The organism is Pedobacter psychrodurus (assembly GCF_004331735.1).
In the GTDB taxonomy this organism is placed as follows: domain Bacteria; phylum Bacteroidota; class Bacteroidia; order Sphingobacteriales; family Sphingobacteriaceae; genus Pedobacter; species Pedobacter psychrodurus.
In genome coordinates this window covers 1-24560 of the sequence record NZ_SJSO01000029.1, presented here as the reverse complement: position 1 = coordinate 24560, position 24560 = coordinate 1, and the positions used below count along the sequence as shown (strand labels likewise).

The 24560-nt window shown below is 38.6% G+C and carries 19 protein-coding genes; 5 read left to right on the top strand and 14 right to left on the bottom strand.

The annotated features are described in order from the left end of the window. The first annotated feature begins 867 nt into the window (after positions 1-867). Positions 868-2064, top strand: a complete 1197-nt coding sequence (gene nhaA, locus EZ456_RS22710; protein ID WP_131534131.1) for a Na+/H+ antiporter NhaA — start codon at positions 868-870, stop codon at positions 2062-2064. Positions 2065-2219: 155 nt separating this feature from the next. Here nhaA and EZ456_RS22705 read toward each other — a convergent pair whose 3' ends face one another. Beyond that, positions 2220-2798, bottom strand: coding sequence for a Panacea domain-containing protein (locus EZ456_RS22705; protein WP_131534129.1), 579 nt, complete (start codon positions 2796-2798; stop codon positions 2220-2222). A gap of 48 nt (positions 2799-2846) precedes the next feature. Further along, positions 2847-4190, bottom strand: coding sequence for a hypothetical protein (locus EZ456_RS22700; RefSeq protein ID WP_131534127.1), 1344 nt, complete (start codon positions 4188-4190; stop codon positions 2847-2849). A gap of 120 nt (positions 4191-4310) precedes the next feature. On the opposite strand from EZ456_RS22700, the gene EZ456_RS22695 reads away from it, so the two are divergent. Together EZ456_RS22695 and EZ456_RS22690 are read left to right on the top strand one after the other, a co-directional pair. Continuing rightward, positions 4311-4712 (top strand): helix-turn-helix domain-containing protein, encoded by a 402-nt coding sequence (locus tag EZ456_RS22695; protein WP_131534125.1) that lies wholly within the window; start codon positions 4311-4313, stop codon positions 4710-4712. Between the two features lie 13 nt (positions 4713-4725). Beyond that, positions 4726-5310: a hypothetical protein gene (locus EZ456_RS22690; protein ID WP_131534122.1), complete on the top strand. Its 585-nt coding sequence runs from the start codon at positions 4726-4728 to the stop codon at positions 5308-5310. A 420-nt stretch (positions 5311-5730) separates the two neighbouring features. Here the strand turns inward: EZ456_RS22690 and EZ456_RS22685 are convergent, their stop codons facing one another. The 12 genes from EZ456_RS22685 to EZ456_RS22630 form a co-directional block, all read right to left on the bottom strand. After that, positions 5731-6696 (bottom strand): RES family NAD+ phosphorylase, encoded by a 966-nt coding sequence (locus EZ456_RS22685; RefSeq protein ID WP_131534120.1) that lies wholly within the window; start codon positions 6694-6696, stop codon positions 5731-5733. Positions 6697-6944: 248 nt separating this feature from the next. Next, positions 6945-7979, bottom strand: coding sequence for a DUF4917 family protein (locus EZ456_RS22680; RefSeq protein WP_131534118.1), 1035 nt, complete (start codon positions 7977-7979; stop codon positions 6945-6947). A gap of 100 nt (positions 7980-8079) precedes the next feature. Continuing rightward, positions 8080-9324, bottom strand: a complete 1245-nt coding sequence (locus EZ456_RS22675; protein WP_131534116.1) for a Shedu immune nuclease family protein — start codon at positions 9322-9324, stop codon at positions 8080-8082. Between the two features lie 21 nt (positions 9325-9345). Next, positions 9346-9978 (bottom strand): hypothetical protein, encoded by a 633-nt coding sequence (locus EZ456_RS22670; RefSeq protein WP_131534114.1) that lies wholly within the window; start codon positions 9976-9978, stop codon positions 9346-9348. Beyond that, positions 9979-10290, bottom strand: a complete 312-nt coding sequence (locus EZ456_RS22665; RefSeq protein WP_131534112.1) for a hypothetical protein — start codon at positions 10288-10290, stop codon at positions 9979-9981. It abuts the gene before it with no gap. A gap of 790 nt (positions 10291-11080) precedes the next feature. Next, complete coding sequence (locus EZ456_RS22660; RefSeq protein ID WP_131534110.1) at positions 11081-13264, bottom strand: DNA/RNA helicase domain-containing protein; 2184 nt, start codon at positions 13262-13264, stop codon at positions 11081-11083. Then, positions 13265-13588, bottom strand: coding sequence for a nucleotide pyrophosphohydrolase (locus tag EZ456_RS22655; protein ID WP_131534108.1), 324 nt, complete (start codon positions 13586-13588; stop codon positions 13265-13267). A gap of 172 nt (positions 13589-13760) precedes the next feature. Further along, positions 13761-14579, bottom strand: coding sequence for a hypothetical protein (locus EZ456_RS22650; protein WP_131534106.1), 819 nt, complete (start codon positions 14577-14579; stop codon positions 13761-13763). Between the two features lie 2354 nt (positions 14580-16933). Beyond that, complete coding sequence (locus EZ456_RS22645; protein ID WP_131534105.1) at positions 16934-18340, bottom strand: TolC family protein; 1407 nt, start codon at positions 18338-18340, stop codon at positions 16934-16936. Continuing rightward, entirely contained in the window at positions 18327-21527 is a 3201-nt protein-coding gene (locus EZ456_RS22640; RefSeq protein WP_131534103.1) for an efflux RND transporter permease subunit, read from the bottom strand. Before EZ456_RS22640 ends, EZ456_RS22645 begins: the two co-directional genes overlap by 14 nt. Before the next feature lie 24 nt (positions 21528-21551). Then, positions 21552-22754, bottom strand: coding sequence for an efflux RND transporter periplasmic adaptor subunit (locus tag EZ456_RS22635; RefSeq protein WP_131534101.1), 1203 nt, complete (start codon positions 22752-22754; stop codon positions 21552-21554). Between the two features lie 73 nt (positions 22755-22827). Further along, positions 22828-23433, bottom strand: coding sequence for a TetR/AcrR family transcriptional regulator (locus EZ456_RS22630; protein WP_131534099.1), 606 nt, complete (start codon positions 23431-23433; stop codon positions 22828-22830). 181 nt (positions 23434-23614) lie between these two features. Here EZ456_RS22630 and EZ456_RS22625 point away from each other — a divergent pair, with 181 nt between their 5' ends. Both EZ456_RS22625 and EZ456_RS25450 read left to right on the top strand, forming a co-directional pair. Beyond that, positions 23615-24058: a GNAT family N-acetyltransferase gene (locus EZ456_RS22625; protein WP_131534097.1), complete on the top strand. Its 444-nt coding sequence runs from the start codon at positions 23615-23617 to the stop codon at positions 24056-24058. Positions 24059-24291: 233 nt separating this feature from the next. Beyond that, positions 24292-24560, top strand: a 269-nt coding sequence (locus EZ456_RS25450) for a hypothetical protein (RefSeq protein WP_205945156.1), incomplete at its 3' end; no start/stop codon positions are given.

The window sequence follows — 24560 nt, the reverse complement described above, 5'->3', positions numbered from 1 at the left end:
TGCTGATGACCGAAAAAGCTTTGACGAATTTATCCGACATCAGATCCAAGCCTTTTAGTTATGCCCTATTAGTTGTTGTTTTTTAAGGCAGGCATGCTTTCGCTACGCTCAGGTTGGTTACCTTTTTATCAAGAAAAAGGTAAGAGCCCTCGGCGGCGGTGAACCTGTACCGATTTTTCATCGGTAGCCGAGGCAAGTCCGAGCAATGGGCAAAACCCATGACCATGCATTAACCCCATTAATAAGATTGCTTCGGCTCGCTCATACCCAGCCTCGCAATGACGAATTCATCGTGGCGGAAAGTCCAAAGATCTCTCCTCCAAAGGAGCTCCTTCGGAGCACTACGGTCGAGATGACGATACAGCGTGTCCCTCATAGTTTCAGAGTGATCATTTTACGGATGCCTTTCTCTGCTCCCTGCTATCCGGCCTGGCAGATTTTCGCAGGAAAAAACACGGAAATCTGTGCACTTCCCCTCATACCCCACAACCTAAGGCAGAATCAAGCGGGAGTGGTGGGATAAGTAAGGGTAAGAGCCTCGATACTGCCGCTATCAAGATTTCCGTAGGTTTTTACAAGAAAGGATGCAAGCCTTGGGTTTTTGTTTCTTTTGGGCCAAGCCAAAAGAAAGAGCCCCTCGGCGGCGGCGAGCCGAGGCAAGCCTGAGCTTAAGGCATAGAATAGCCAACGCATTAAGATTAGCTTCGCTGAGCACTTCGTGGTTCCCGCCTGCGCGGGATCCGATAGCTATCGGATGACGACCGTATTAGATAACTTCCAATAGAACCTAAATCCATAACATTCAAATAATACATTTCCTCACAAAAAACATCCCCTTTTCCCCCTTCTTTCACTACTTTTACCCTTATGGCTAAAATAATCAATCTAGAAGCATTTCAGCGTTTCTTTCGCTCCGGACAAGTTGGTGGTTTTTTATTATTAATCTGCGTGGCCATCTCCTTAATTATCGCCAATACCTCCTCAAATGAAAGTTTCGAAGCTTTTTTAGCAACCCAATTAGGATTCGGTGCCATTAACTACAGCATTTTAGCGTGGATAAACGATGCTTTAATGGCTATATTCTTCCTTTTAGTCGGACTCGAAATTAAACGAGAACTCGTAGAAGGCGAACTTTCCTCCATGAAAAGTGCAGCACTACCTGTAATTGCCGCACTGGGCGGCATGCTTATACCTGCTTTAATTTATTTTTTGTTTAATAAAGGCACAGAAACCGCCGGAGGCTGGGGTATCCCTATGGCGACAGATATTGCCTTTGCGCTCGCCATCATCGCGATGTTGGGTAAAAGCGTACCCACCAGTTTAAAAATATTCCTGGCTGCACTGGCCATTGTCGACGATCTAGGTGCCATTCTCGTGATCGCGATTTTTTATACCCACCAGATTCATTTCGAATACCTGGCCATGGCTGGAGGTATCCTCGTTCTTTTAGGCTTAATGAACTACTTCGGTGTAAAGAACCTGGTTTTCTACCTCATTCCGGGTATATTCCTTTGGTATTTCATTCATCACTCCGGCATCCACGCCACCATTGCAGGGGTACTGTTGGCTTTTACCATCCCCACCAACGAAACCGACATCAAATCGCCTTTAGAAAAACTCGAACATTTTTTAACCACTCCAGTGAACTACATCATTATGCCCGTTTTCGCACTGGCGAATACCAATATCACTTTCCAAAAAGAAATGCTGGTCGGACTGGTTTCACCACTCGGACTAGGCATTATCGTAGGTTTATTTGCAGGCAAAACCATTGGCGTAACCTTTTTCAGCTGGTTAGCCGTGAAACTGAAATGGGCCGATTTGCCTACCGGAGCAGGCTGGAAACACATCTTAGGTTTGGGCATGCTCGCCGGAATCGGTTTTACCATGTCGATTTTTATTGCCCTGCTCTCTTTCAGCGAGGCGCTGCATGTTTCGGAAGCGAAGTTTGCGATTTTAACGGCTTCTATCCTATCAGGTGTGGTGGGTTTTGTGTTTTTGAAATCGGTTAAAACTCAGGGCTCAAACACAGATGGCAATTTAACCACAGAGAACACAAAGTAAAACACAGAGGGACACTGAGTAAATGTATTAAATAACCTTTTGAAATTCAATTTTGATTATGTTCTAAGCTTAAAGGATCGTCATTTCGACTGAAGCGTACTGATTCTTCATCAGAAGCGGAATGGAGAAATCTTTCAACTATATTTAAGTGGATACTATAACTCTAAATCGGGACAGACAATACCACAGAATTCGTTTTGCATTAAATACGATTGATAAGCAACCTCAAAAGCCGATCGTTTAAAGTCTGTATCCAACAATTCCATTAATTCAATAATAAAATCCGACCCGTTGCTCTTCTGAGCAAAATTAAGCTTACCATAAGCTTTAATAATATGATCTAAAATTTCAATATCATAATCAGAAAACTGCGAATCATCAAAAGCCTCGGCTGGTGCTAAAATAATACCATCCCTCAAATGCTTTGGCGGTACAGAAACTGCTAAATGCCGAATTGCTTTAACGCCTTCTTCTTTCTGAAGTTGATGATAATCATATTTAACCTTAAAATAAATATCTTCAGACACTTGCCCTAGCTTCAAGACTTTATAATTGAGCCAGGTTATTGGCACACCAGTTTGCCTAACAGCCATTTCATTGGCTAAATAAAGCAGGTTAGTAGCTTTGGTTAGATATAAAGGTTTAATCCTTTCTGCAAAATACACAAGCGCATTAAAGGCCTTATCTTGTGCTAACGTGAATTCCAAATAACGATAAAATGGCTGAGTAATCATATAAACAAAGTTCAACTTTATCTATGCAATGTATTTGCACCACAAAAGTTATAGTCGCTTAACTACATACCACCGCTCAATCCCCTCAACATATCCCTCAAAAAACTCCTTATAATACCCTTTCAGTACCTGCACCCTAAAATTTACCCTGCTAAAAAACCAAACCAGTTTATAATCCATTTCCGCTTCAAGCAAATACCACAAATACGTTTTAACACTATCGCAAACCAAAAACAGCCCAAAGCTATCGCTACCTAATTTCAACAGCTTCCCTTTCACCTTAAGCCTAAGCTGCAGTTCAAAATAATCACCCTTATCCCTTAACACAAAGCTTAAAACAGGAATATCTAACGAGAAAAAAGCCAGTTTCATATCCCTCCTTACTGGCTTGCCTGCAACATTTCGCATGCCATACGTATATAGATAATGCGTAAAAGGTTGCTGCACCAATAACGGTAAAGCCTTATTCCAAAGCTTAAAAATTTCGAGTTGATTAGCCTCATTAATCCTGCTAATTTCAGCCACGGTTTCGGGTAGCGCACCGTATACACTGAAACGTATTGCAGCAATCTTTTTCATGGCAAAGCAAATGCTGTTCAGCTCTTGCTGTTGTGGCGATACACTTATCCCCTCCACATCTTGCGCATTAAACACAAAACGTTTGTACGATTTTACCGTTTTAAGGTAAGCCGTGGCAGCATAAACATAAGGAATAAGAAAAGGATAATGGTTGCTGTGAAAATTCTGCAGATCTGTATTGGCAAAACAATAGCCAACACCCATCGGTGCCAGATCAGCAACGGTGTGTTTAGCCCCTGTTGGCCGCGGCACAAGCACCCGCTCCTTAACCTCCGGGAAATAATCACCAGGCCTAAATAAACCGATAAACTTTTTCTTTAATCTAATCTCCGGTCCGTTAGGTTTTTTAACAAGATCTACATATTTAGATCGCTCGGTATTTACCCCGAAACATTCGGGCCAGTAATATGCCTTAAAATCAAGGCAGCCCGTCCACAGCATGGCCCGCAAGGTATGGTAGGCATAACGCCCCAGGTACGTTTCATCAGTATCTACACTACAGCTCACCAATAAATGATCGTATTCTACCTTAATGTAAACCCTTTCTGACGCCTCATTTTTCAACTTAACGGTAACGATTAACAAACCCTGCTTAAAAGAAAGCAATTTCTTTTCTACCAGATTAGGGTTTTTATGCACCTTGAATGTGCTATGCAATCCGATAGTTATCGGATCGAGCTCCTCTAATCTTAATACCCTGCTCCCTTTTTCGAAAGGCAGTTTGTAAAACTGCGAAAGTGGTTTCCCTATAATTGTAATTGGCTCAGACTCCTCTTTCGCCCTTTCTACTGGCTTTAATAGGTTATTTTTCATATCTTCATCCTTAACACCTACAATTTCCGACAGAAAAACCGGGTACCGAACCACAGGCAATTGTTTAAAACAATTAGGCAGTTGTTTCTTACCCTACAAAAAATTTAGATATATTTGGCTATGGAAACTGCTCAAAAACCCAACCGTACACATATAGGCCGTAAAATTAGCCGCATCCGCGAACTTCGTGGCATGAAACAGGAAAGCCTTGCTAAAGCACTCGGCATTAGCCAGCAGGCCATTAGCAAATTAGAACAAAGCGAAGAAATTGAAGATAGCACTTTAGAAAAAGTAGCAAAAGTGTTGGGCGTGAGTGTGGATGCGATTAAGAACTATTCCGATGAGGCAGTCTTTAATATAATATCAAATACATTTCATAACACCAGTAGCGACAATTCTACATTAATTGCCAGCTCTCTAAACTATCAGCCGACTTTTAATACGATTGAAAAAATTGTAGACTTGTACGAAAGATTATTGGCGAGTGAAAGAGAAAAAGTAGAGATATTGAAAAAACAATAATCTTTAATTTTTAATGAAACCAGACTTAGATTTAACTTCCCCACTCATACAGAATATATTTTTCGAAATTAACAAACAATCCATCTCGGCACTAGATGCTAAACAAACAGTTGAAAGTGCAGTTTTACCTGTTTATGCTCTTTTGAAAAGAAAAGATCATCAAAAACCAAAAACCAAATTGGAGCAAATTGGGTCTGGCGTTCTGATCAAGATTAAATCTACTTATTTTTTGTTTTCAGCTACTCATGTTTTCTTTGAGTTTGATAATGTTGCATTATATACAGGTCTTGGAAAAGGAATAGAAATTATTGGTTTACCGGGAGAAAGATTTAGTACTGGCAAATTAGATTCACCAAATGCAAATTCGTTGGATGCCTCAGTCTATCACATCCAAGCCGAACTACCACAATACTTAAAAGATGTTGCTATCACTATGGAAGATGTAGACCTTTCAGAGGAAATAGATTCGAGTTCGGTATTTACGGCTGTAGGTTTTAGAATAAAAAGTCGAATACCAGCGGTAATATTATTAAAACCCAAAGAGAAGCTTTTCCTAGTTGTGAACTTCAAAAAGACTTCTATAAAAAATTTTCAATAGATGAAAATTTACAGTTTTTATTTGCGTATAGCAATCAAATATTAATTACTGGACAATGGAAAACATCACCAGTTCCAAAGGGCTTCAGTGGGGGTGCGATTATCAAGGCTCATGGAACAAATCTCAAAAAGGCTGCTGAAAAATCAACAGAAATTAGGCAACTACTGACTGCCATAATTATAGAGCATTATCGTGGTAAAAACAAATTGCCTGGCTTTATTTTGGCTACTAGAGTGAATGTATACTTTAATTTAATAGATAAATTCTTACCTGGCTTTCTAGATGATATTTGGCCCTTTTCTGACAAACCATAGCTTTTATTACGAATATCAAAAATCAATTATAGTTATATCATTTTTGTCGATACTGTTTCCAACTTACTAGACTCAACATTATATCAAGGAGTTTCAGTAAACAATATTATTTCATTATTTTAGCCTGTTTACCTTCAGTATCAAGGTTTAAGATTGGAATATTTGCAATTCTATTGTAATCGCTTCTACCAACATAATAGTCCTTAATGGCCCCAGGTAGTCGATGGTAAACCTCATGCCAAATAAGCTTACCACAATTTTCACTTGCTCCCATTGTATATTCATTTATAATTTCCTTATCTCTTACATAGTACATCCCATAGACAGCTCTTTCAAACTTAATTAATCCTTCATCTACTATATCAGGAAAAAGAATAAGGTTAAGCCCAGCACCCGCCGCCTTTACACTTGGATATATTAAACCCTTTTCTCCATTTTGTCTTAAAAGAGATGTATATGCTGCTGAAATTTTGTATAACCATGGTTTTTCTTTAGGTACTTCCTTACTAAATTCTTCGCACAAAAACTTGTCTATTGCATATAGCGACAAAGCACTTTCCTTAAAACTAGTTACGAAATCTTTAAGTTGGTTATGACGATTTTTAGCTTCCATGCTTAGATAAGTAAGATTACTATCCCCTCCTATGAAAACAAATTCTGTGTCCTCTTGCAATAACCAATTTCCGATTACAATTCTATACTGCCGTATACCTGTATCCATTCTTGGAATTAGTTCTAATGCACTGCAATTATATCCTTCGATAATCTCAGTGGCTATACTAGCATAAAAAACTGATTCTCCTTCAAAATTAGCTCGGCCAGCACTGGAGCCTTTGGGATTGTAAGAGATTCGTTGCACATCCATTGGAAAGTAATCACTTGGCTCTCCATCAAGCAATACGGCCCTTTGCACGAATCGGTTTTTCAAAAGTTTATGTTTAACCCCGATATGTTTATAAAGTTTGGTAAGTAAATCAAATATTTCGTTGTTACTTACTTTCTCCAAATCTAGTAATCTTAGTCTTTTAAGTACATCTAAGGTCTCAGTGTGATTAATATCATTTAAATTCATCCAATTATTAATTAAAGCTATTCATGAAGAATATTATATACGTATTTACGTACCTCAGAGAAGCAAGATAATTGATTAGTAACAATCATTTATTTTATACATTACTAATCAGAACTATATGGTATTTGAAATTATTAGTATACATTTTTTCCAACTATGACATTTCTATTCATCAATTTTTTGTATTAAAAATAATTATAACCCTACCCTTACAATTTCTACTCATTTTCAACATCCATCCGTTGCTTTTAAACGGAAGGATGCCAAACGTTAGCAGATGATGCATCATAAAAAGCTAGTTGAGGCATCTTAATACCTCTTTTCATAATTTGAAGCGTTTCAGCTACCCTTACAATTTCTTTGTTTTGTTCCGATAAGATATCACCATATATACTTATATACAGCCTTTCAATTTTACTTTTCGAAATTAATTTTAAAATGTGGCTATCATTGCTTGCCAGTGAATGACCGTAGATAAACAGACATCCACCTATGTTTGCAAAGCTTCTAAGTCCACGAGAAAGATAATTACTATGCATTATTTTACTTTCCTTTTCTATACTCGAACCTTCTGATACAAATAAGGGGAACGATCCTGAATCTAGTGCTGCTCTAATTTGGTCAATTAATTTAATACCCGTATTAATCCATGTAAATTTCTGTAACTCCGAGCCAGTATCAAAAACATGTAAAGCACCATGAAGATAAAAAATATTTTGCCCATTGGTTTTTTCTATATCCCAACTAACATATTCTTTTCTTCCTTCATCTGGAGTTCGGAAACCGTCATCTGCAATGATCTCTTTAGTTTCCATAAAATGCATTGTAGTCCAATACAATAGCAAGTCATAGTTTAAAGTGTAAATATTATTGAAATTACTCAAAAAAGCTTTGCAACAATTATATTCATCTTCTGAAATTGTGCTAGGATTTTCCGGGTGACTTGATGCTATAGCTTCGACTAATACATTCTTTAAATCTTCAGCATCCTTTTCGAACTTCGAAATTAAAGATTTTTCATTGGGTGCGTAAACCGCTAAGATTTTTGCGGCACCTATTAAATTTCTCATTACGATCTCAAAGTCTTTTGTATTTAAAACTTCAAAAACCTTCTTAACATTAAAGCTCAATTTTGAAAAATCAGCTTGTTCATAAAGTGTATCATATCTAAAAATGTCACTTCTGCACGCGATACTGAAACCGTTACCAGTAAGCAAATGTTTTCTGTTGAACCCTTTCGCATCCCTAAGCGCCTCTTGGAAACTTAGCAAGTTATAACCCATAATGTTTTGCTTGATATAATTTATGTTTCTTAACGACTGTCCTTAAGATAGTTTGTTTTTTAGTCATATGAACTCTAATAATTAATTGCCGTTATAACAACTATTTACTTAAAACTTTAAGCAATCCTTTCAATTTCATTATAATTTCGTCAAAAGTCACAATATCAACAGCTTTTTGATTCGACCTTATTAGCTCGAAGCATTTTTTTTGTGGTTCAGTTAGCTTTTGTTTTTGACCAATTACTAAAATGCATTTAGGATCGAACATTGGGTTTTTATTTCCGAAGTCCTTAATGTAAACGTCCTTTTGATCCAAACACTGGGCAATACCACCAGACAGATCATCTGACATTGCAAACACAGCCGGTTTCCTGTAAACCGCATTTTTTAAAAGAGTTTTGTTATGCGTTTTAAATTCTAATAAAGCGAAATTATCTTTAAATCCATTTGCGAAAAGAAAATCTACAATACGGCCATCTTTGTTACCCAAAGTTTTTCCTCCGACATATGCCTCTCTTTCATTAAGTATTACCTCATACGGAAAAATATGCGATAACGTCCATGCGTTTTTCTCAAAAAAGTTTTGCCATTGCTTTTCGTTATCTTTAGTTGCAGACATTAACTTCTCAAAAGTTGTGATCGTGTCTTCTATATATATCTTATTAATCTTTTCCTTGCTATTAATGAAATTTGCAGTGTTTTGAATTAAAGTAGGAGGTATGTAATCCATAACTGCGGAAAGCGCATTTAGATCATAACTATTAATTTTTTCAAAAGAATCATATTTGGATAGAAATCTTTGCAAATCACCAGCAGGAATATACCGTTGAGCGATAGTAAGCCTAGTATTAATTTTTGATAGGTGTTTATTAATTAGATATGTTTTTTCCCTATCATAGTTATTTTTTTCTTTTCCTATATCGCCTAAAATCACCTTTACATTGGCCCAGTTTAAATAAATATGATCTGGCCTAAAACTATTTTCAATATTAATTCCTATCGTAAAATCTCGCACATCCTTAAACTTGCTGTATAAAACGTTAAAAAAGGCTTTGGTACGTAACTTTCTTAGTCCATACTTGTTTTCAGTTTTGAAATCATCTGGTATATCATTGATAGTTTCCCATCCTAAAAATTCAATACTATTAATTCTTTTTGATTTTACAGAACCATCAGATGTATTTATAGAGTAAGGATAAAAAAGAAATCTTTTTTCTCCCACCCAAAATTCCTTCGTCTTAAAAATTGGCAGTCCCTTATCATTACAATAATGATATACCTGATTCATGCCATCATCGCTAGTTACATTTTCTGAATTTGGTTGATACTCTTTATCTTTGCTCATTTAGTATAAGTTGGTGATATTTTATAATTTAAGAATCCGATCCACTTCTCCAAGAACAATTCTAGCTTCTTTAAAGGCCCCTTCTATTTCAACATTATCAAAGACGTTCAATTCAAATTGACAGCTGTTAACATTGAAAATGCCTATCTCCACTCTATCCACCTCACACTCATAATAATTTTCAGCAAGATATTTTTGAAGTATTGGATATTTTAGTTCATACTGCCAATTGGAAGGAGCTTCTTCTATTGAAAAAACTATATTACGAGTATCACTTGAGCTTAAAACTGGTGAATTACCTCCCAATGAAACATTTGAAAGTAATTTTAAGTTTATTCTGGTAAAAAAATTATCCAAGCCAAATCTATGCTCTATCATGTAATCAGTATACTTGGAAAACGCCTCACAATATTTCTCAGCACGTTTATTATTTAATGAGTTCTCAACAAATTGAAGCTTATAGGCATCTTGCAGTTGTGTATGAAATTTGTCTTTATTCGCTATATCATTGTGAAACTTTCCAATAAAGCTTTTAAATGTACCACTAAAAGAACCTCTATTGCCAAATCCTTTTTCAGCTACACTTAAGCTTGCTGCGAATGCTTGTGGGTTTTTCCTTGCTTGCTCAAGTTTTGCGATACTTATATTCAACATCTAATTCTTCTCCTTTCTAACGCCTTTAAAAGGCGTTCCATCCTGTTTCACATCCATAAATTTACCAGTTTCGGTATCTCGTTTAACCCATTGTTCGGTTGTAGGGTTAAAAGTTTGCGAGCGATCTTTCACTGCACCATGTCGGCGATTATCGCCTGATTTACCATTTGTAGCCATACTAAAAAATTTAAATAATAGGGAATCAATGCCCAATAAATGAGCAGATTTAATTACTTCCAGAAGGTTTGCAAGGCTGGTATCTCCAAGGCAATAGGAGAAAAAGAATATGAACTTAATGGTGTACAAAAGCATAATAATTTTACTTTTGTACCATTCTAAATAACGAGGCTATCTCATGTTCGTTTCTAATTCCCTTAGTTGCGAATAATAAATTTTATTGGGCTCAGGATATGTCGAAGTCTCCTGAGCCTTTTTATTTTTATAATTCCAAAATCAAATATTTCCGTCTTATCACAAAGACACAATATAGGCAAAACTTAAAAACTAGTTTAATATAAGTTATTAACACTATTGCGTTCGGAATTGATTATAAAATCATTCAATTGTCAAAAACGGATGGAGAATGAGATTCAACTGTAAATTGCCAATTTAAAAGGTGTGTTAATAACTTAAAAAAACTCAAAAACACTATAAAACACTGAAAATAAGGCGATTTACGGGAAACCGTAAAGTATTAAGTCATGAAAATAATATTACACTCGAAGTCTAAACATCGACAGATTAATTGTTTTATGATGACATTTGAGATTTCTACTTATAAACTCAATAAAAGAATCGTACAGTATACTAACACTTACATGCACTCCTCTCCACATATTCCTTATTGCCCTTGCTATTATAATAAAAGCACCCACCTTTGGAGCCTTGATATAATTTTTGCCCGGATTTATACGTGCCACATGGTATATAGGTTTCGGTATCTGTACCTGCCCCAATTTCATTTTGTTTGCTACAGGCAAGTATGCCAATACATAAAAACAGGATATAATAAAATCTTTTCATGGCACCAAGATACCAGGCCATGAGACGTAAAAATTACGGGTTCCCGTATTGAGAGAAAACTTCTATTTAAAATAATCTGTTAAGCCAACACGCTTTCAAAAATCCCTATAACCTTTAAATCAATAGTTTCTTCATCTCTTAAAACAAGAGGCTTAAAATACTCATCGGTCGATAAGGGATGTAAGGTAATTTCTTCATGCACCCAACTATCATCAGTTTGGGTTTTCTTGCTCCTATATTCTTTAATAGTATACTGACCACCTAATTCTTTATCATAGATATTGGTTGATTCGACTAAGCAAATCAATCCATTACGTGAGCCTCCGCTATATTTTTTAAATAACGCAATTGATCCGTTAGGAATAACTTTATTCATAGATTCGCCAACAATCTTGCAAGCAAATAGATCGGTATTTGTTCTTAAGCTTTCAGGCAACTCCAAAAAGCTAATATTTTCAACTTGCTGATAATCGGAAAATGAACCCGCAGCAATAGTTAAATCATAAAAAGGAATGCATTGCCCGTTGGTTTTGTTCGGATGTATGTTTAGCGGCTTAACTTCAGCTAAGGTTTCTTTTAACCGCCAAAACTTTTTAAAATGGTTACGCAGTGCTGGATCGCAAACGTAAATAAAAGTTCCATTAATTCCTCTCAATAAAATGGTTTTATAAATATTAATAATATAGCTTTTTAATATCTCAGGATCTCTAATAGAGTTTTTACCATTTTTATCCTGATATAGTTGATCATGAATAATTAGTTTTTCTGATATAGGATCATATCCGATTTCAGGCCCAATGATTACGCCAGTATAATTTAGATCATAGCCTTGAAGAGTATGTATACAACCAACTTCATTTATGGCATTTGGTGTATTTACCCAATCAACAGTTACAGCATTCCACTGCAACTTTGTATCCTCGATAACAATATCAAATTTGCTTTTATCTTTCTTTGAAATCCATTTCCAGGCAAAACCTGCAACTAATCTGGATAAGCCGAATTGCTGATCTTTTAATTTTATATCATTCACCATATCATCTAAAGATTCGTAGAGATATGACTCATAGTTTAAGCCAGGGGCATAAGGTTTTAATGCCTTATTTTGCTCGGTAAACAAACCTTGAATAAATTTCACGTAATCCGCCCCGCCCTTAACCCTAAATTGAGTTTTCAATATTTCGTAACGGGTATCTGCTTTTTGCTTTAAATGCTTAAATGCAATGGCCGACACATCAGAAGGTTTAATGCTTTGCTGTTCATCATAAAATAAGATGCATTTATTGGCTTGTTTTAAAACCCAGTCTAACTCAGAACTCGTCATTTTGTCGAAATCTAGTGCCTTACAATTTCTATCAAAGGCACCAAAATAAGCGCCTAAATTTACCCTTTGCCTTAAACGATGTGATTCATCAATAATTAATAAATCGTATTTCTTTTTAACTACATCGGCAGGCCCGATAACCATATTCGATTTTAAACCTTTAATCCCTTTAAAAACTTTTTGTATTGTTTTTCTAAACGACGACATAGGCACCACCAAAGCCATTTCCAAATGACCGTATTGTTGCTTAACTTTTTTAAATAATTCAAAAAGTTCCAGATCATTCTCGTCAAAATCAGTTAAATTAAAATCTTCGGTATCTGTTTTTAAGAGTTTAAATAAAAATATAGCTAAAATACTCTTTCCTGTTCCAGCACCACCTTCAATTAAACTTACCTTTGCCCTATCATCCAACAAACATTTAAGTATTGTTTTTAGACCAGTAACCTGTTCATCTGACAAACTTTTATAAGGCGAATATTTAAAAAGATCACTATTATCGATATATTCTAAAGAATGTCTGGTAATACCCAGCGTTCGGAGTTCAGACCATATATCTTTAAAAATACCCCAATATAGTTCCTTTCTTTGGTAAAAATGATGGTCAGTAATGCCTAAATTACCATTTTGTAACTGATAGCGGCCATCGGCAGCTATGTATTTTATTAAATTCGATTCAATATCAAGTGTTGCAGATTTGTTAAAAAGATCACTTAAAATTAAATGTACCGATTTAAGATTTTTTTTACGATTGCTTTTTAAATGGGCTTTCATCCTGCTAACAAGGTCGGTAGTCTCCCCAACGTAAGCTTCATACTTATTGTTTTCACTTAAAAAGTAAACTAATGGCCAGGATAAAAAATTCTGATGTTTTAAACTTAGATCTGTTAAACTTTCTTCGGAAAATACAGAGGTGCTAATTAGATAACGTTTACTCATTTATAGTTCATTATACTTTTTAGCTGTTCCTTTTGCTTTACCAACGGGATACTTGGTATCGTTAAGTTTAATTTTATCAAGGATGATCTGCTTCACATCCAGATTATATTTTTCGGCCAATAATAATGCATAAGAAAACACATCAGCGAGTTCCTCTTTAATTTTGTCAACATTTGCATCCTCTGCATTTTTCCACAGAAACAACTCAAGCAGCTCTGCTGATTCTATACTTAAAGCAAGTGCTAAATCTTTAGGATTGTGAAACTGCGCCCAATCGCGCTCGTCTCTAAACTTTAATAATGCCGCTGTTATTTCTTCTGTCATAAGGCTAATTATGGCCAATTTAAGAATATACTGTTGATTTGGGAAGTGCAATCATATAAAAATTTCGAGATTGGCCAAACTGATCAGTACGTTAAATAAATCCAAGTACACATTCACAGCACTACCAAGCTTATTAAACACCTAAAAAAATCGGACCAAAACAACAGCAAACTCACTCCTCCTCTACCACCCAGCTTAACTTATCCCCTTGTTCCATTACCTCTCTTTCAACTTTAGGTTGCCTCACAAAATTGACGACCAAACCATCCTTTACATGCAGTGCGTGAATAATTTTACCTGCATAATAACGCCGGTCGGCAGAGCGGGCAGCACCGATGAAAAATGAAATGCCCATGGCGAAAATCAAAGCTTTATCGCCCCTGTGATTCAGGCCTAAGGTTAAGGTTGTTTTCGGAAAATGGCTGTTACTTAAAGGTATGACCAGATCATTCACTTCAATAATTTCGTAGCCGCCATGATCATCCAGTTCGAAATGAAAGCCCATGACCTGCAATCGTGCTTCGGTAGCCTTAGGATGCGGTTTCAGGAGGGTTTTAAGTTCGCATTTAGGCAGAATAAGTTTTACTAATCCATCGGTATCTATGCACAAATCGGTTTCGCTCAGCCATAACTGTTGCAGGGGCTTGCTGGTATTAAATTCGAAACCCTTAAGCAAAGCAATATCACCATCAATCAATTTTTTATTGCCTGCTTTTTCGAGCGGGATCGTTTTAAAGATTTCGATAAAACGCTTGTTTAGGCGATTCAGGAGATCGCCATAAGCATAAAGTTTTACCAGTGGCGCAAATGCTTTTCTGATATAAGCCGCATTTCTGCTGGCCCTACCAAAATCGCGGCTGCTTTTTTTGCTCGCTTCAGTTTGCTGTTTGTGAGCAGCTTTTTGTCTTACAACATCTGTATTTCCGCGTTTGTAAAAAACAAGATCGCCCAGTTGCCCATTAATTTTGATAATTCCATTCTGGATAGCCATAATTTTAGTATATTAGGTTAAACAAAAGGGATGATCACCCAATTTAGTCAATCTGATTAAAAATCCAAAAAAAAATATCCTAAACCCCACCTTTACGCCACATTTACCCCACGTTTAAGCCACCTTCCGGCCAGGCTTGCTTGTCCCCTGCTATGTACTTAGTTGCATACTGCTTCGAACTTGTTTTGGTAAAATTAAGGCTTCGTTGTAGATCAGGTAGGTCCAAGATTTGCATCGCTTTCGGTTGGCGGGTTAACAATAGCTAAATAAAAGGTAAAGAAAAACATAGCTTAGGGTTATTTTGGTCTACAGCTATGTCGAAGGTTGGGTATGAAAAATGGTAAAAGCAAGCGTTTTAAGATTAGCTTCGCTAAAGCAATCGTGGTTCCGCCTGTGCGGGATCCGATAGCTATCGGATGACTACCGAATTACTAAAAAATGGCAATTAACCACAAAGACACCAAGAACACAAAGTTTGGCAAGGTTATCTTAGTGACTTGGTGACTTGGTGGTAAAAACACGACTAAATCTCCATGAAGATTGCTTCGGCTCGCTCAAGCCCAGCCTCGCATCCGATAGCTATCGGATGACGAATTAAACGAAATAGAAATTATGCGTAATATTTCTCCGCTCCCTGTAATCTGGTATAGCAGATAGCGAGCGCTTTAAGGTTCCCGCCTGCGCGGGAATGACGACCGTATTAGAAAGTTCAAAGATCTCTCCACTACGGTCGAGATGACGACCCCACGTGCCCCTCATAGTTTCAGAGGAATAAATTTACGGATGCCTGTCTCTGCTCCATGCTATCTGCTCCCTGCTATCCGGCCTAGCAGATAGCGCTTTAAGGTTCCCGCCTGCGCGGGAATGAAGACCGTATTATAGCGAGCGCCTTAAACCCCTATCCGCCTATCGGCACCTTTCCCCTGAAAGGGAAAGGGCTAAAAGACAAATTACCGCATCCTGCAATGTGCTCCATGCGATCTGCATCATGCTATCCGGCCTGGCAGATTTTCGCAGAAATAAGCATTGAAATTCTTACACAACCCCACAACATACCACAACCCGAGGCAATATAAAGTCCCGATTCTTCATCGGGGCCTCCATATTGCCGCAATAAGAATTTCGATAGCTTATTTCAAGAAAGGATGCAAGCCTTGGGTTTTTGTTACTTTTGGGCCAAGCCAAAAGTAAAAGCCCTTCGGTGGCTAACCGAGGCAAGACAGTGCAGAAGGCAACAACATAGCGACCGCTTTAAGATTCCCAACTGCGCGAGAATGACGAACTATGTTTATGAAAAGTTCAAAAATCTCTCCACTACGGTCGAGATGACGAATCGATCGAGGTAGGATGACTTAATGGTAAAAACACCACTAATGAGATTGCTTTACCGACAAATCGGTACAGGCTGGCTCGCTCAAGCCCAGCCTTATAATGACGATTGATCGCGGTTGAAATGATGCGATAATCCCTCTGCTCCCTGCTATCCGGCCTAGCAGATAGCGAACGCTTTAAGATTCCCGCCTGTGCGAGAATGACGACCGTATTATAGCGAGCGCCTTAAACCCCTATCCGCCTATCGGCACCTTTCCCCTGAAAGGGAAAGGGCTAAAAGACAAATTACCGCATCCTGCAATGTGCTCCATGCGATCTGCATCACGCTATCCGGCCTAGGATATGATGGAAGGAAAAAACGTTAAAGCTTTAGCACCCCCTTTCAACCTACCACAACCCCGAGGCAGCACGCCCTCCCCGATTTTTCATCGGGGCTTGTGCTGACGGCCAAAAAAGCTTTGACGAATTTATCCGACATCAGATCCAAGCCTTGATTTATGTCTTCTTAGTTGTTGTTTTTACAGGTAGTCATGCTTTCGCTGCGCTCAGGTTTTGTTTCTTTTCTATCAAGAGAAAAGAAAGAGCCTTTCGGTGGCCAACCGAGGCAAGACAGTGAATAGGGCAACAACATAGCGACCGCTTTAAGATTCCCGCATGCGCGGGAATGACGAACTATGTTTATGAAAAGTTCAAAGATCTCTCCACTACGGTCGAGATGACGATGCACCTCCCCAAGTAAACCAAACCCGATGGAAGTGAGCATCCTGATCCTTCATCAGGATAAAACGGACAGCGGGACTATCGGAACCGATGAGCACAAAAACTGCTTTCCAAAACCCTTTTATAAAACAAAACACCAGGAACATCCTGCTATTGCAAAACATCCTTGGTGTCTTTGTGACTTAGTGGTAAAATACTACTAAACCGCTCTATGAAGATTGCTTTACCGACAAATCGGTACAGGCTGGCTCGCTCAAGCCCAGCCTCGCATCCGATAGCTATCGGATGACGGATTACAGGAATTACTGCCAGCCGCCGCCTAACGAACGGTACAAACCAACAACTGCATTTAACTGCTCTGTTTTAATCGTGGTTAATTCCAGTTCACTTTGCAATAAATTGCCTTGCGCAGTAATCACCTCTAAATAATTAGCCATACCACTTTTAAACAATAAACTTGCATTTCTAGAAGCCTGTTGTAAAGTTTGTGCCCTTTTCTCAGCGATGCTGTATTGTGCTTTTAACTTCTCTACTTTGGTTAACTCATCAGAAACTTCGCCAACCGCATTCAATACCGACTGACGGAACTGGATTACCGATTTCTCACGGTCGATTTTAGCCAGCTCTAAAGAAGTTTTTAACTGACCTCTCTGGAAGATAGGCTGTGTAATGCCTGCCCCAACCAAACCGAATAACGATGCCGGTACATTAAACCAGTTGCTTGCTTTAAAAGAGTTGATGCCTCCACTTGCGGTAATCACCAATGAAGGGTACAAACTTGCTTTCGCTACACCAACCTTTGCATTAGCAATAGTCAGGGCCAGTTCAGCACTTTTAATATCAGGCCTGCGGCTTAACATAGACGAAGGAAAACCTGCGTTTAATTCCTGCGGGAGATTCATTTTATCTAAACGGCTATCGCGGTTAATCGCTTTCGGCAAAGTACCGATCAATACACTTAAAGCATTCTCCTGTAAAGTTACATTCTGCTCTAAACGAGGGATCAGCTGCGCCGCATTTAACTGCTGCGCCTGAGCCTGCTGTATCGCCAATGAAGTTACCTGACCAGCATCGAACTGTAAATTGATAATCCTTAATGTGCTGTCGTTCAGTTTTAAGTTCTTTTTCGCGATTTCCAATTGCGCATCGAGCATTAACAAATTGTAATAGCCTTGTGCAACATTGGAAACTAAACGGGTTTGAACCGCTTTACGGGCTTCTTCTGTCTGCAAAAAACTGGCTAAAGCGCCAGCTTTTTGGTTGCGGATTTTACCCCAGATATCGGCCTCCCAAACCACACCCAGATTCGCATTATAATCTTCGATATGTGTTGAGCCTGTAAACTGATTAAGGCTTAAACCATTTAAACTGTTATCAGACGGGCGGCTCGAACTTGCAGCAACCTGCAATTTAAGTTCGGGCAGATAACCCAATTTCGATTGTTTGAACAATACTTCGGCTGCATCGATGTTTTTCAATGCAATTTGCATATCGTAATTTTTAACCAAAGCTGTATCAATTAAATTTTGAACAGTAAGGTCGTTGATAAAACTTTTCAAGGGCATACCGCCAACACTTGAAGAATCTTTAGGTAATGAATTTCTGAATAATCCTGGCGCAATATTAGGCAGCGCTGTATCTTTCGAAACCGAACATCCGCTCCAGATTAATGCAAGGAGCAGGATGGTAAAACTATTAAACCGTTTCATAAACTGTATGATTATTATTTACAGGTTCTCCATGGTGGTGAACAACCTCATTTCTTGATTTTTTTGATATTTTTTCCTGTAAAGCCTGGAAGATGACAAAGAGTACCGGAATGATGAACAAACCTAAAATTACACCAGATACCATACCGCCTGCGGCACCGATACTGATGGAGTGGTTACCTTGTGCCGATGGACCTGTTGCAATACTCATCGGGAACAAACCAAACACAAAGGCAAGTGATGTCATTATGATCGGTCTGATCCTCAATCGCGCTGCTTCTATAGCCGAATCAACCAAACTGAGTCCCGCCTTTCGTCGCTGCACGGCAAACTCTACAATCAGAATCGCATTTTTAGCCAGCAAACCAATCAGCATAATCAGCGCTACCTGTACATAAATGTTATTTTCGATACCAGTTAGACCCAAGACCACAAACACACCAAATACACCTGTAGGGATGGAAAGTATTATCGCCAATGGCAGGATGTAACTCTCATACTGTGCTGATAATAAAAAGTAAACAAACACCAAACAAAGCAGGAATATCACAGTAGACTGTCCTCCTGAAGAAATTTCCTCACGTGTTTGTCCCGAGAATTCGTAAGCATAGCCGGTTGGTAATTGTTCTCTGGCGGTTTCTTCTATCGCTTTGATCGCATCACCAGAACTGAAGCCTGGTTTAGGGATCGCATTTACCTCGATTGAGTTAAACAGGTTATAACGCGAAGCCGTTTCTGAACCATACACACGGGTTAATTTAACCAATGTACTGATTGGCACGCTTTCTCCTGACTTGTTTTTAACAAACACACGATCGATACTTGCAGGATCGGTTCTGTCGGCAATATCAGCCTGAACCACTACACGGTAGTATTTACCAAAGCGGTTAAAATCTGATGCCTGCGCAGTACCAAAATAAGTCTGCATGGTTTGTAAGATATCTTTTTTGCTTACGCCCAACTGATCGGCTTTTTCGTCGTTAACATCCAATTGTAACTGCGGATAATCGGCTTTATAAGAAGTAAAAGCATAAGCAATTGCCGGTTTCGCCATCAACTTTCCGATAAAGTTATTCGCTACACCACTAAATTTATCCAGCCTGCCATTCGTTTTATCCTGTAACATCACGTTCATGGCCTCCACGTTACTAAAGCCCGGAACTGTAGGGAAACTGAATACAAAGAAGGTACCGGCAGATATGGCCGCCATTTTGGCCCTAACTATATTTTGGATCTCATCGATATTTTTTACCGCCCCTCTTTCGTCGTTCGGTTTTAACAATAAGAAAATCTGACCAGCTGATGGACTGTTCGATGCGGTTAAAAAGTTATAACCAGCCAACGACATCACAAATCTTGCTGATGGCATAGCCCTTAACTCTGCTTCTGCTTGTTTTAATATTTTATTGGTATTGGCTAATGATGTTCCTGATGGACTGGCAACCGCGATCGCCACAAAACCCTGATCCTCTGTAGGAATAAAGCCTGTTTTTGTTCTGCTCACCAGAAAAACGGTAACCAAAACGATCAAAGCAAGTCCGCCCATGCTCAACCATTTGTTACGGATAAGCACTTTTAAGCCGCCAACATATCGGTTGGTCATATAATTAAACCCACCATTAAAACCTGCATAAAACTTTTCTACAAAACCTTTTTTAGGCGCTTTGTGCCCACCTTCAGCATGTTTATTCTTTAAAAATAAGGCAGCCAGCGCAGGACTTAAAGTTAAGGCGTTAACAGCCGATATAATGATGGCTATGGCCATAGTTAAGGCAAACTGTTTGTAAAATATACCTGTTGAGCCCGTCATAAAACCAACCGGTAAAAATACCGCCGCCATCACCAGTGTAATCGATATAATTGCCCCGGTAATTTCATTCATCGCCTGGGTAGTTGCTGCTTTCGGCGTAAGCGTAGGGTCTTCCTCCATCTTGGCATGCACCGCTTCTACCACCACGATCGCATCATCTACCACAATACCAATGGCCAATACCAGCGCGAACAGGGTTAAAAGGTTAATAGAGAAGCCGAACAGCTGCATGAAAAAGAAAGTACCGATAATAGCCACCGGAACCGCTATAGCCGGAATTAAAGTAGACCTGAAATCTTGAAGGAAGATAAATACAACGATAAATACCAATAAAAAGGCTTCTATCAAAGTGTGCTGTACCTGGTTGATGGATTCATCAAGATCGGTTTTGGTACGATAAAACTGATTGTGTTTAATACCCGCCGGGAAATCTTTTGATAGTTTCGCCAACAGTTTATCAATGGCAATCTGGATTTCGTTGGCATTAGAGCCTGATAACTGGATCACCCCAATGGTAATTCCATCGTGTCCGTTTAAGCGGTTTACACTACCATAACTGTAAGCACCCAATTCTACACGGGCCACATCTTTTAAACGTAATATAGAACCATCTGAATTGGAACGGATCGCAATATTTTGATATTCCTCTGGTTTGGTCAGCTTACCTTTATATTTAATGATATATTCAAACGCCTCACTACTTCTTTCTCCGAACCTACCAGGTGCTGCTTCCAGGTTTTTGTCCTGAATGGCTGTGATCACTTCATTGGGTGTAATTTTGTAAGTAGCCAATTGACTTGGGTTTAACCAAATACGCATTGAATAATCTTTAATACCACCAAATACACTGGCAGAACCTACACCCGGGATACGTTTAAGTTCGGGAATGATATTGATCTGTGCATAGTTATTTACAAAAACGGCATCGTATTTTTTTGGATCTTCTGAGTAAACACCGATAGCGCCAATAAAACTATTTTGCTGTTTGGTAGTGGTTATACCATACTGTACAACCTCTGCAGGCAATTGGCTGGTGGCCTGCGAAACACGGTTTTGCACATTAACAGCTGCCTGATCGGGGTTGGTACCCTGTTGAAAGTAAACCGTGATCGCCAAGGTACCATCGTTACTGGCGCTGGAGGTCATGTAGGTCATGTTCTCCACACCATTAATGGCTTCCTCCAATGATGGAGTTACCGAACGTAAAATCGTTTCGGCATTAGCCCCTGGATACACCGCGGTTACCAATACCGACGGAGGTGCGATATTTGGAAAGCGCTCTAAGGGCAACTTTGTTAAGCCAAGTATACCTACTATCACCAATAAGATGGAAATAACAGTCGAAAGTACAGGCCTGTCTATAAATTTCTGAAACATGATTGCTTAAACTTTAATTGTTTGTTAATTTTTTGTTTTTGCAACAGCTACTTTATCTGCTGCTTTTTGAGGCTGGATCACCATGCCCTCCTGTAATTTATCAACCCCGCTTAACACGATCTGGTCGCCAACTTTTACCCCAGAATTAACCAGGTAATTTTCGCCGGCTTTACCAACAATGGTAATGGCTTGTTTTTTCACTTTACTGCTATCGCCTACGGTAAATACAAATACTTTATCCTGCATTTCTACCGTTGATGACTGCGGTACCAGAATGGCATCATCATGTTGCAAACCTAAGCGGATTTTGCCGGTATTACCCGAACGTAGCACACCGCTCGCATTAGGAAAACTGGCTCTCAAAGTAATGGCCCCAGTATTTTTATCAAACTGACCGTCAATCATGTCGATTTTACCTTTAATTGGATAAGCAGAGTTATCGGCCAGTAAAAGTTCTACTGCTGGTAAATGTTTAATCCTGTCGGCAGGTGTTTTACCTGGATAGTTTGCATTAAAATTATTGAAGTCGTTTTCTGCCAAGGCAAAATAAACATGCACTTCATGAATATCTGATAACTGTGTTAAAGCAATTTGATCAGTCGGCGAAACTAAACTTCCTTGTTTTTTAGGAATACGGCCGATGTAACCGCTCACCGTAGCCTTAACATTAGTGTAACCTAAATTGATCTGTGCCGAAGCCACACTGGCTCTAGCTTGTTCGGCATTTGCCTGAGCAATTTTATAGGCCGTTTTAGCTGTTTTTAACTGAAAATCAGAAACTACTTTATTCTGAACCAGTGGTGTTAACTTATCAACTTCCAACTGCGCATTGAGTATAGCTGCTTCTGCTGCATGTAAACTCGCTTTAGCATTGTTTAAAGCCTCGCGATAAGGGTTTTCGTTAATTTTGAATAAGGTTTGTCCTGCGGTTACGTAAGCGCCTTCATTAACCAACACACTTTGTAAGTAACCACTCACCTGCGGACGAACATCGATATCAACAGCACCCTGAATAGAGGCCGGATATTCAATATACGTAGTTTCTGTGCTCGAGTTAATCGCGCTTACAGGCAGTGCTGGTGGCGGTGGTGCAGCTGCCGATTGCTCAGGAGATGATTTACAACTCACCAAAATTATAGATAGTAGAGAAATTGTTAACAATAACTTAATGCTATTAAACTGTTTAACAGTGTTAAGTAATGGGTACAAGCGATGTAGAGATTTCATATGATTAAATTTAATTGGAATTATAGTGTATAAATAATCTAACAGTGTTAAATTACTGTGTAAAAAAAATATTTTAACTGTTAATAGATAACGTGATGCCCTTGATTGCATCTTTTAAAATTTGCTGGTTTAACTCGTCAGTAGTTCTTCCATTCGGGCGAACCAGGTTGATGGAAATTAAACCATGGATGATAGACCAATAGGTGTAATACTTCATGCAGATATCGTCCTCAGAAACAGGTTTCTTCACAAATAAGGATTCAATTACATCGCCCAACATACTACCTACGTTTTCGGCTTCGGGCATTGAATTTTTAACGGTACAACAAACCATATCCACACCGTACATCAATTGATAAAATTCTTTGTGGGTAAAGGCGAAGTTCCAGTAGGCAATCCACATGGCTTCCATTTTATCTTCCGGAGATTCGTGCTGATCTCTGGCTTCGCGGATATCTTTCGCTAACATTAAATATCCTCTTCTGGTAAGTTCCAGTAAGATGCCATCTTTGTTAGAAAAGTATTCGTAAATAATGGGTGCAGTATATTCAATCTGGTCGGCAATTTTACGCATACTTAATGCTTGCCAGCCCTCTGTTTGAACAATGTTCAAGGCAGCATCCAGAATTTTTGTTCTGGTTTCATCTTTTAAACGTAGAATTCTTTCTTTACTTCCCATGACTGGAATATTAGGTGTAAATAATCTAACACCGTTAAGCAAATGTAAAACCAATTCCAGAATTCACAATCATTCATTTGTCATAAACATTTTATTGTTTAGTTTAGCAACTGATAATCAACGGTTAGAATACCTTAAAAGACCTTTTTAATAAATTAAATTTCTCCATAGCTCATAAAAAATGATTTTCCGCGAAGCAAAAACGACTGACATTCCTGCCATACAAATTGTCAGACATACGGTAAAAGAGAACACTTTGTCTGATCCGGCGCTGGTTACTGACAAAGATTGCGAAGAATTTATTACGCAACGTGGCAAAGGTTGGGTTTGCGAAGTGCATGGAAAACTAGTTGGTTTTGCTATTGTTGATCTAAATGAACATAACATCTGGGCTTTATTTCTTCGACCCGAGTTTGAATGCCAAGGCATTGGCAAAGAACTGCACCGATTGATGATGGATTGGTATTTCGATCAAACGCATGAAGCAGTTTGGCTGGGTACATCGCCCAATACCCGAGCGGAAGAGTTTTATACCCGGCAAGGCTGGAAAAAAGTAGGTATCGTAAATAAAGGAGAAGTGAAATTTGAAATGACTTATGAGGATTGGGTGAAACGAAGCGTATAAATAATTACCACAAAGATCCTTAAGAGTAATCTTAATGCGATCGCTATAACCTATATAGTAATATTGCTAAGAATGGTCGTCTTTCCCGCGCAGGCCTATCCTGTGGACACATCTACATTAGCCTGTATTTGTTTTTAGCACATATTCCTAAGGCGATCGTCATGCTGTCCCGAATGTTCGGGATCAGCATCTTTCTTGCTAACAACAAGATTTGATATCTTAAAAACTATACTTTGGAGATAAATGTTGATTTTTTTTCCGCTCTTTGCCGCGGGGCATGGTACTTTGGAGCGCCAAAGTACCCAAAGCGCTTTGTCAATCCGGCAATGTGGCTCCTCACCACCCACGCTCATCAAAAAACAGCAGCACTTTGTTTTGTGTTCAATTCTCGTGAAAGCTTTAACTCATCGCTTATGAACACAAAACCACTGCGTTTTAGGTTTGGTAGTGCTATTTGTTCTATACTGCATCTGTTTTTTGATTTTCTGCCACTTGGGATTGA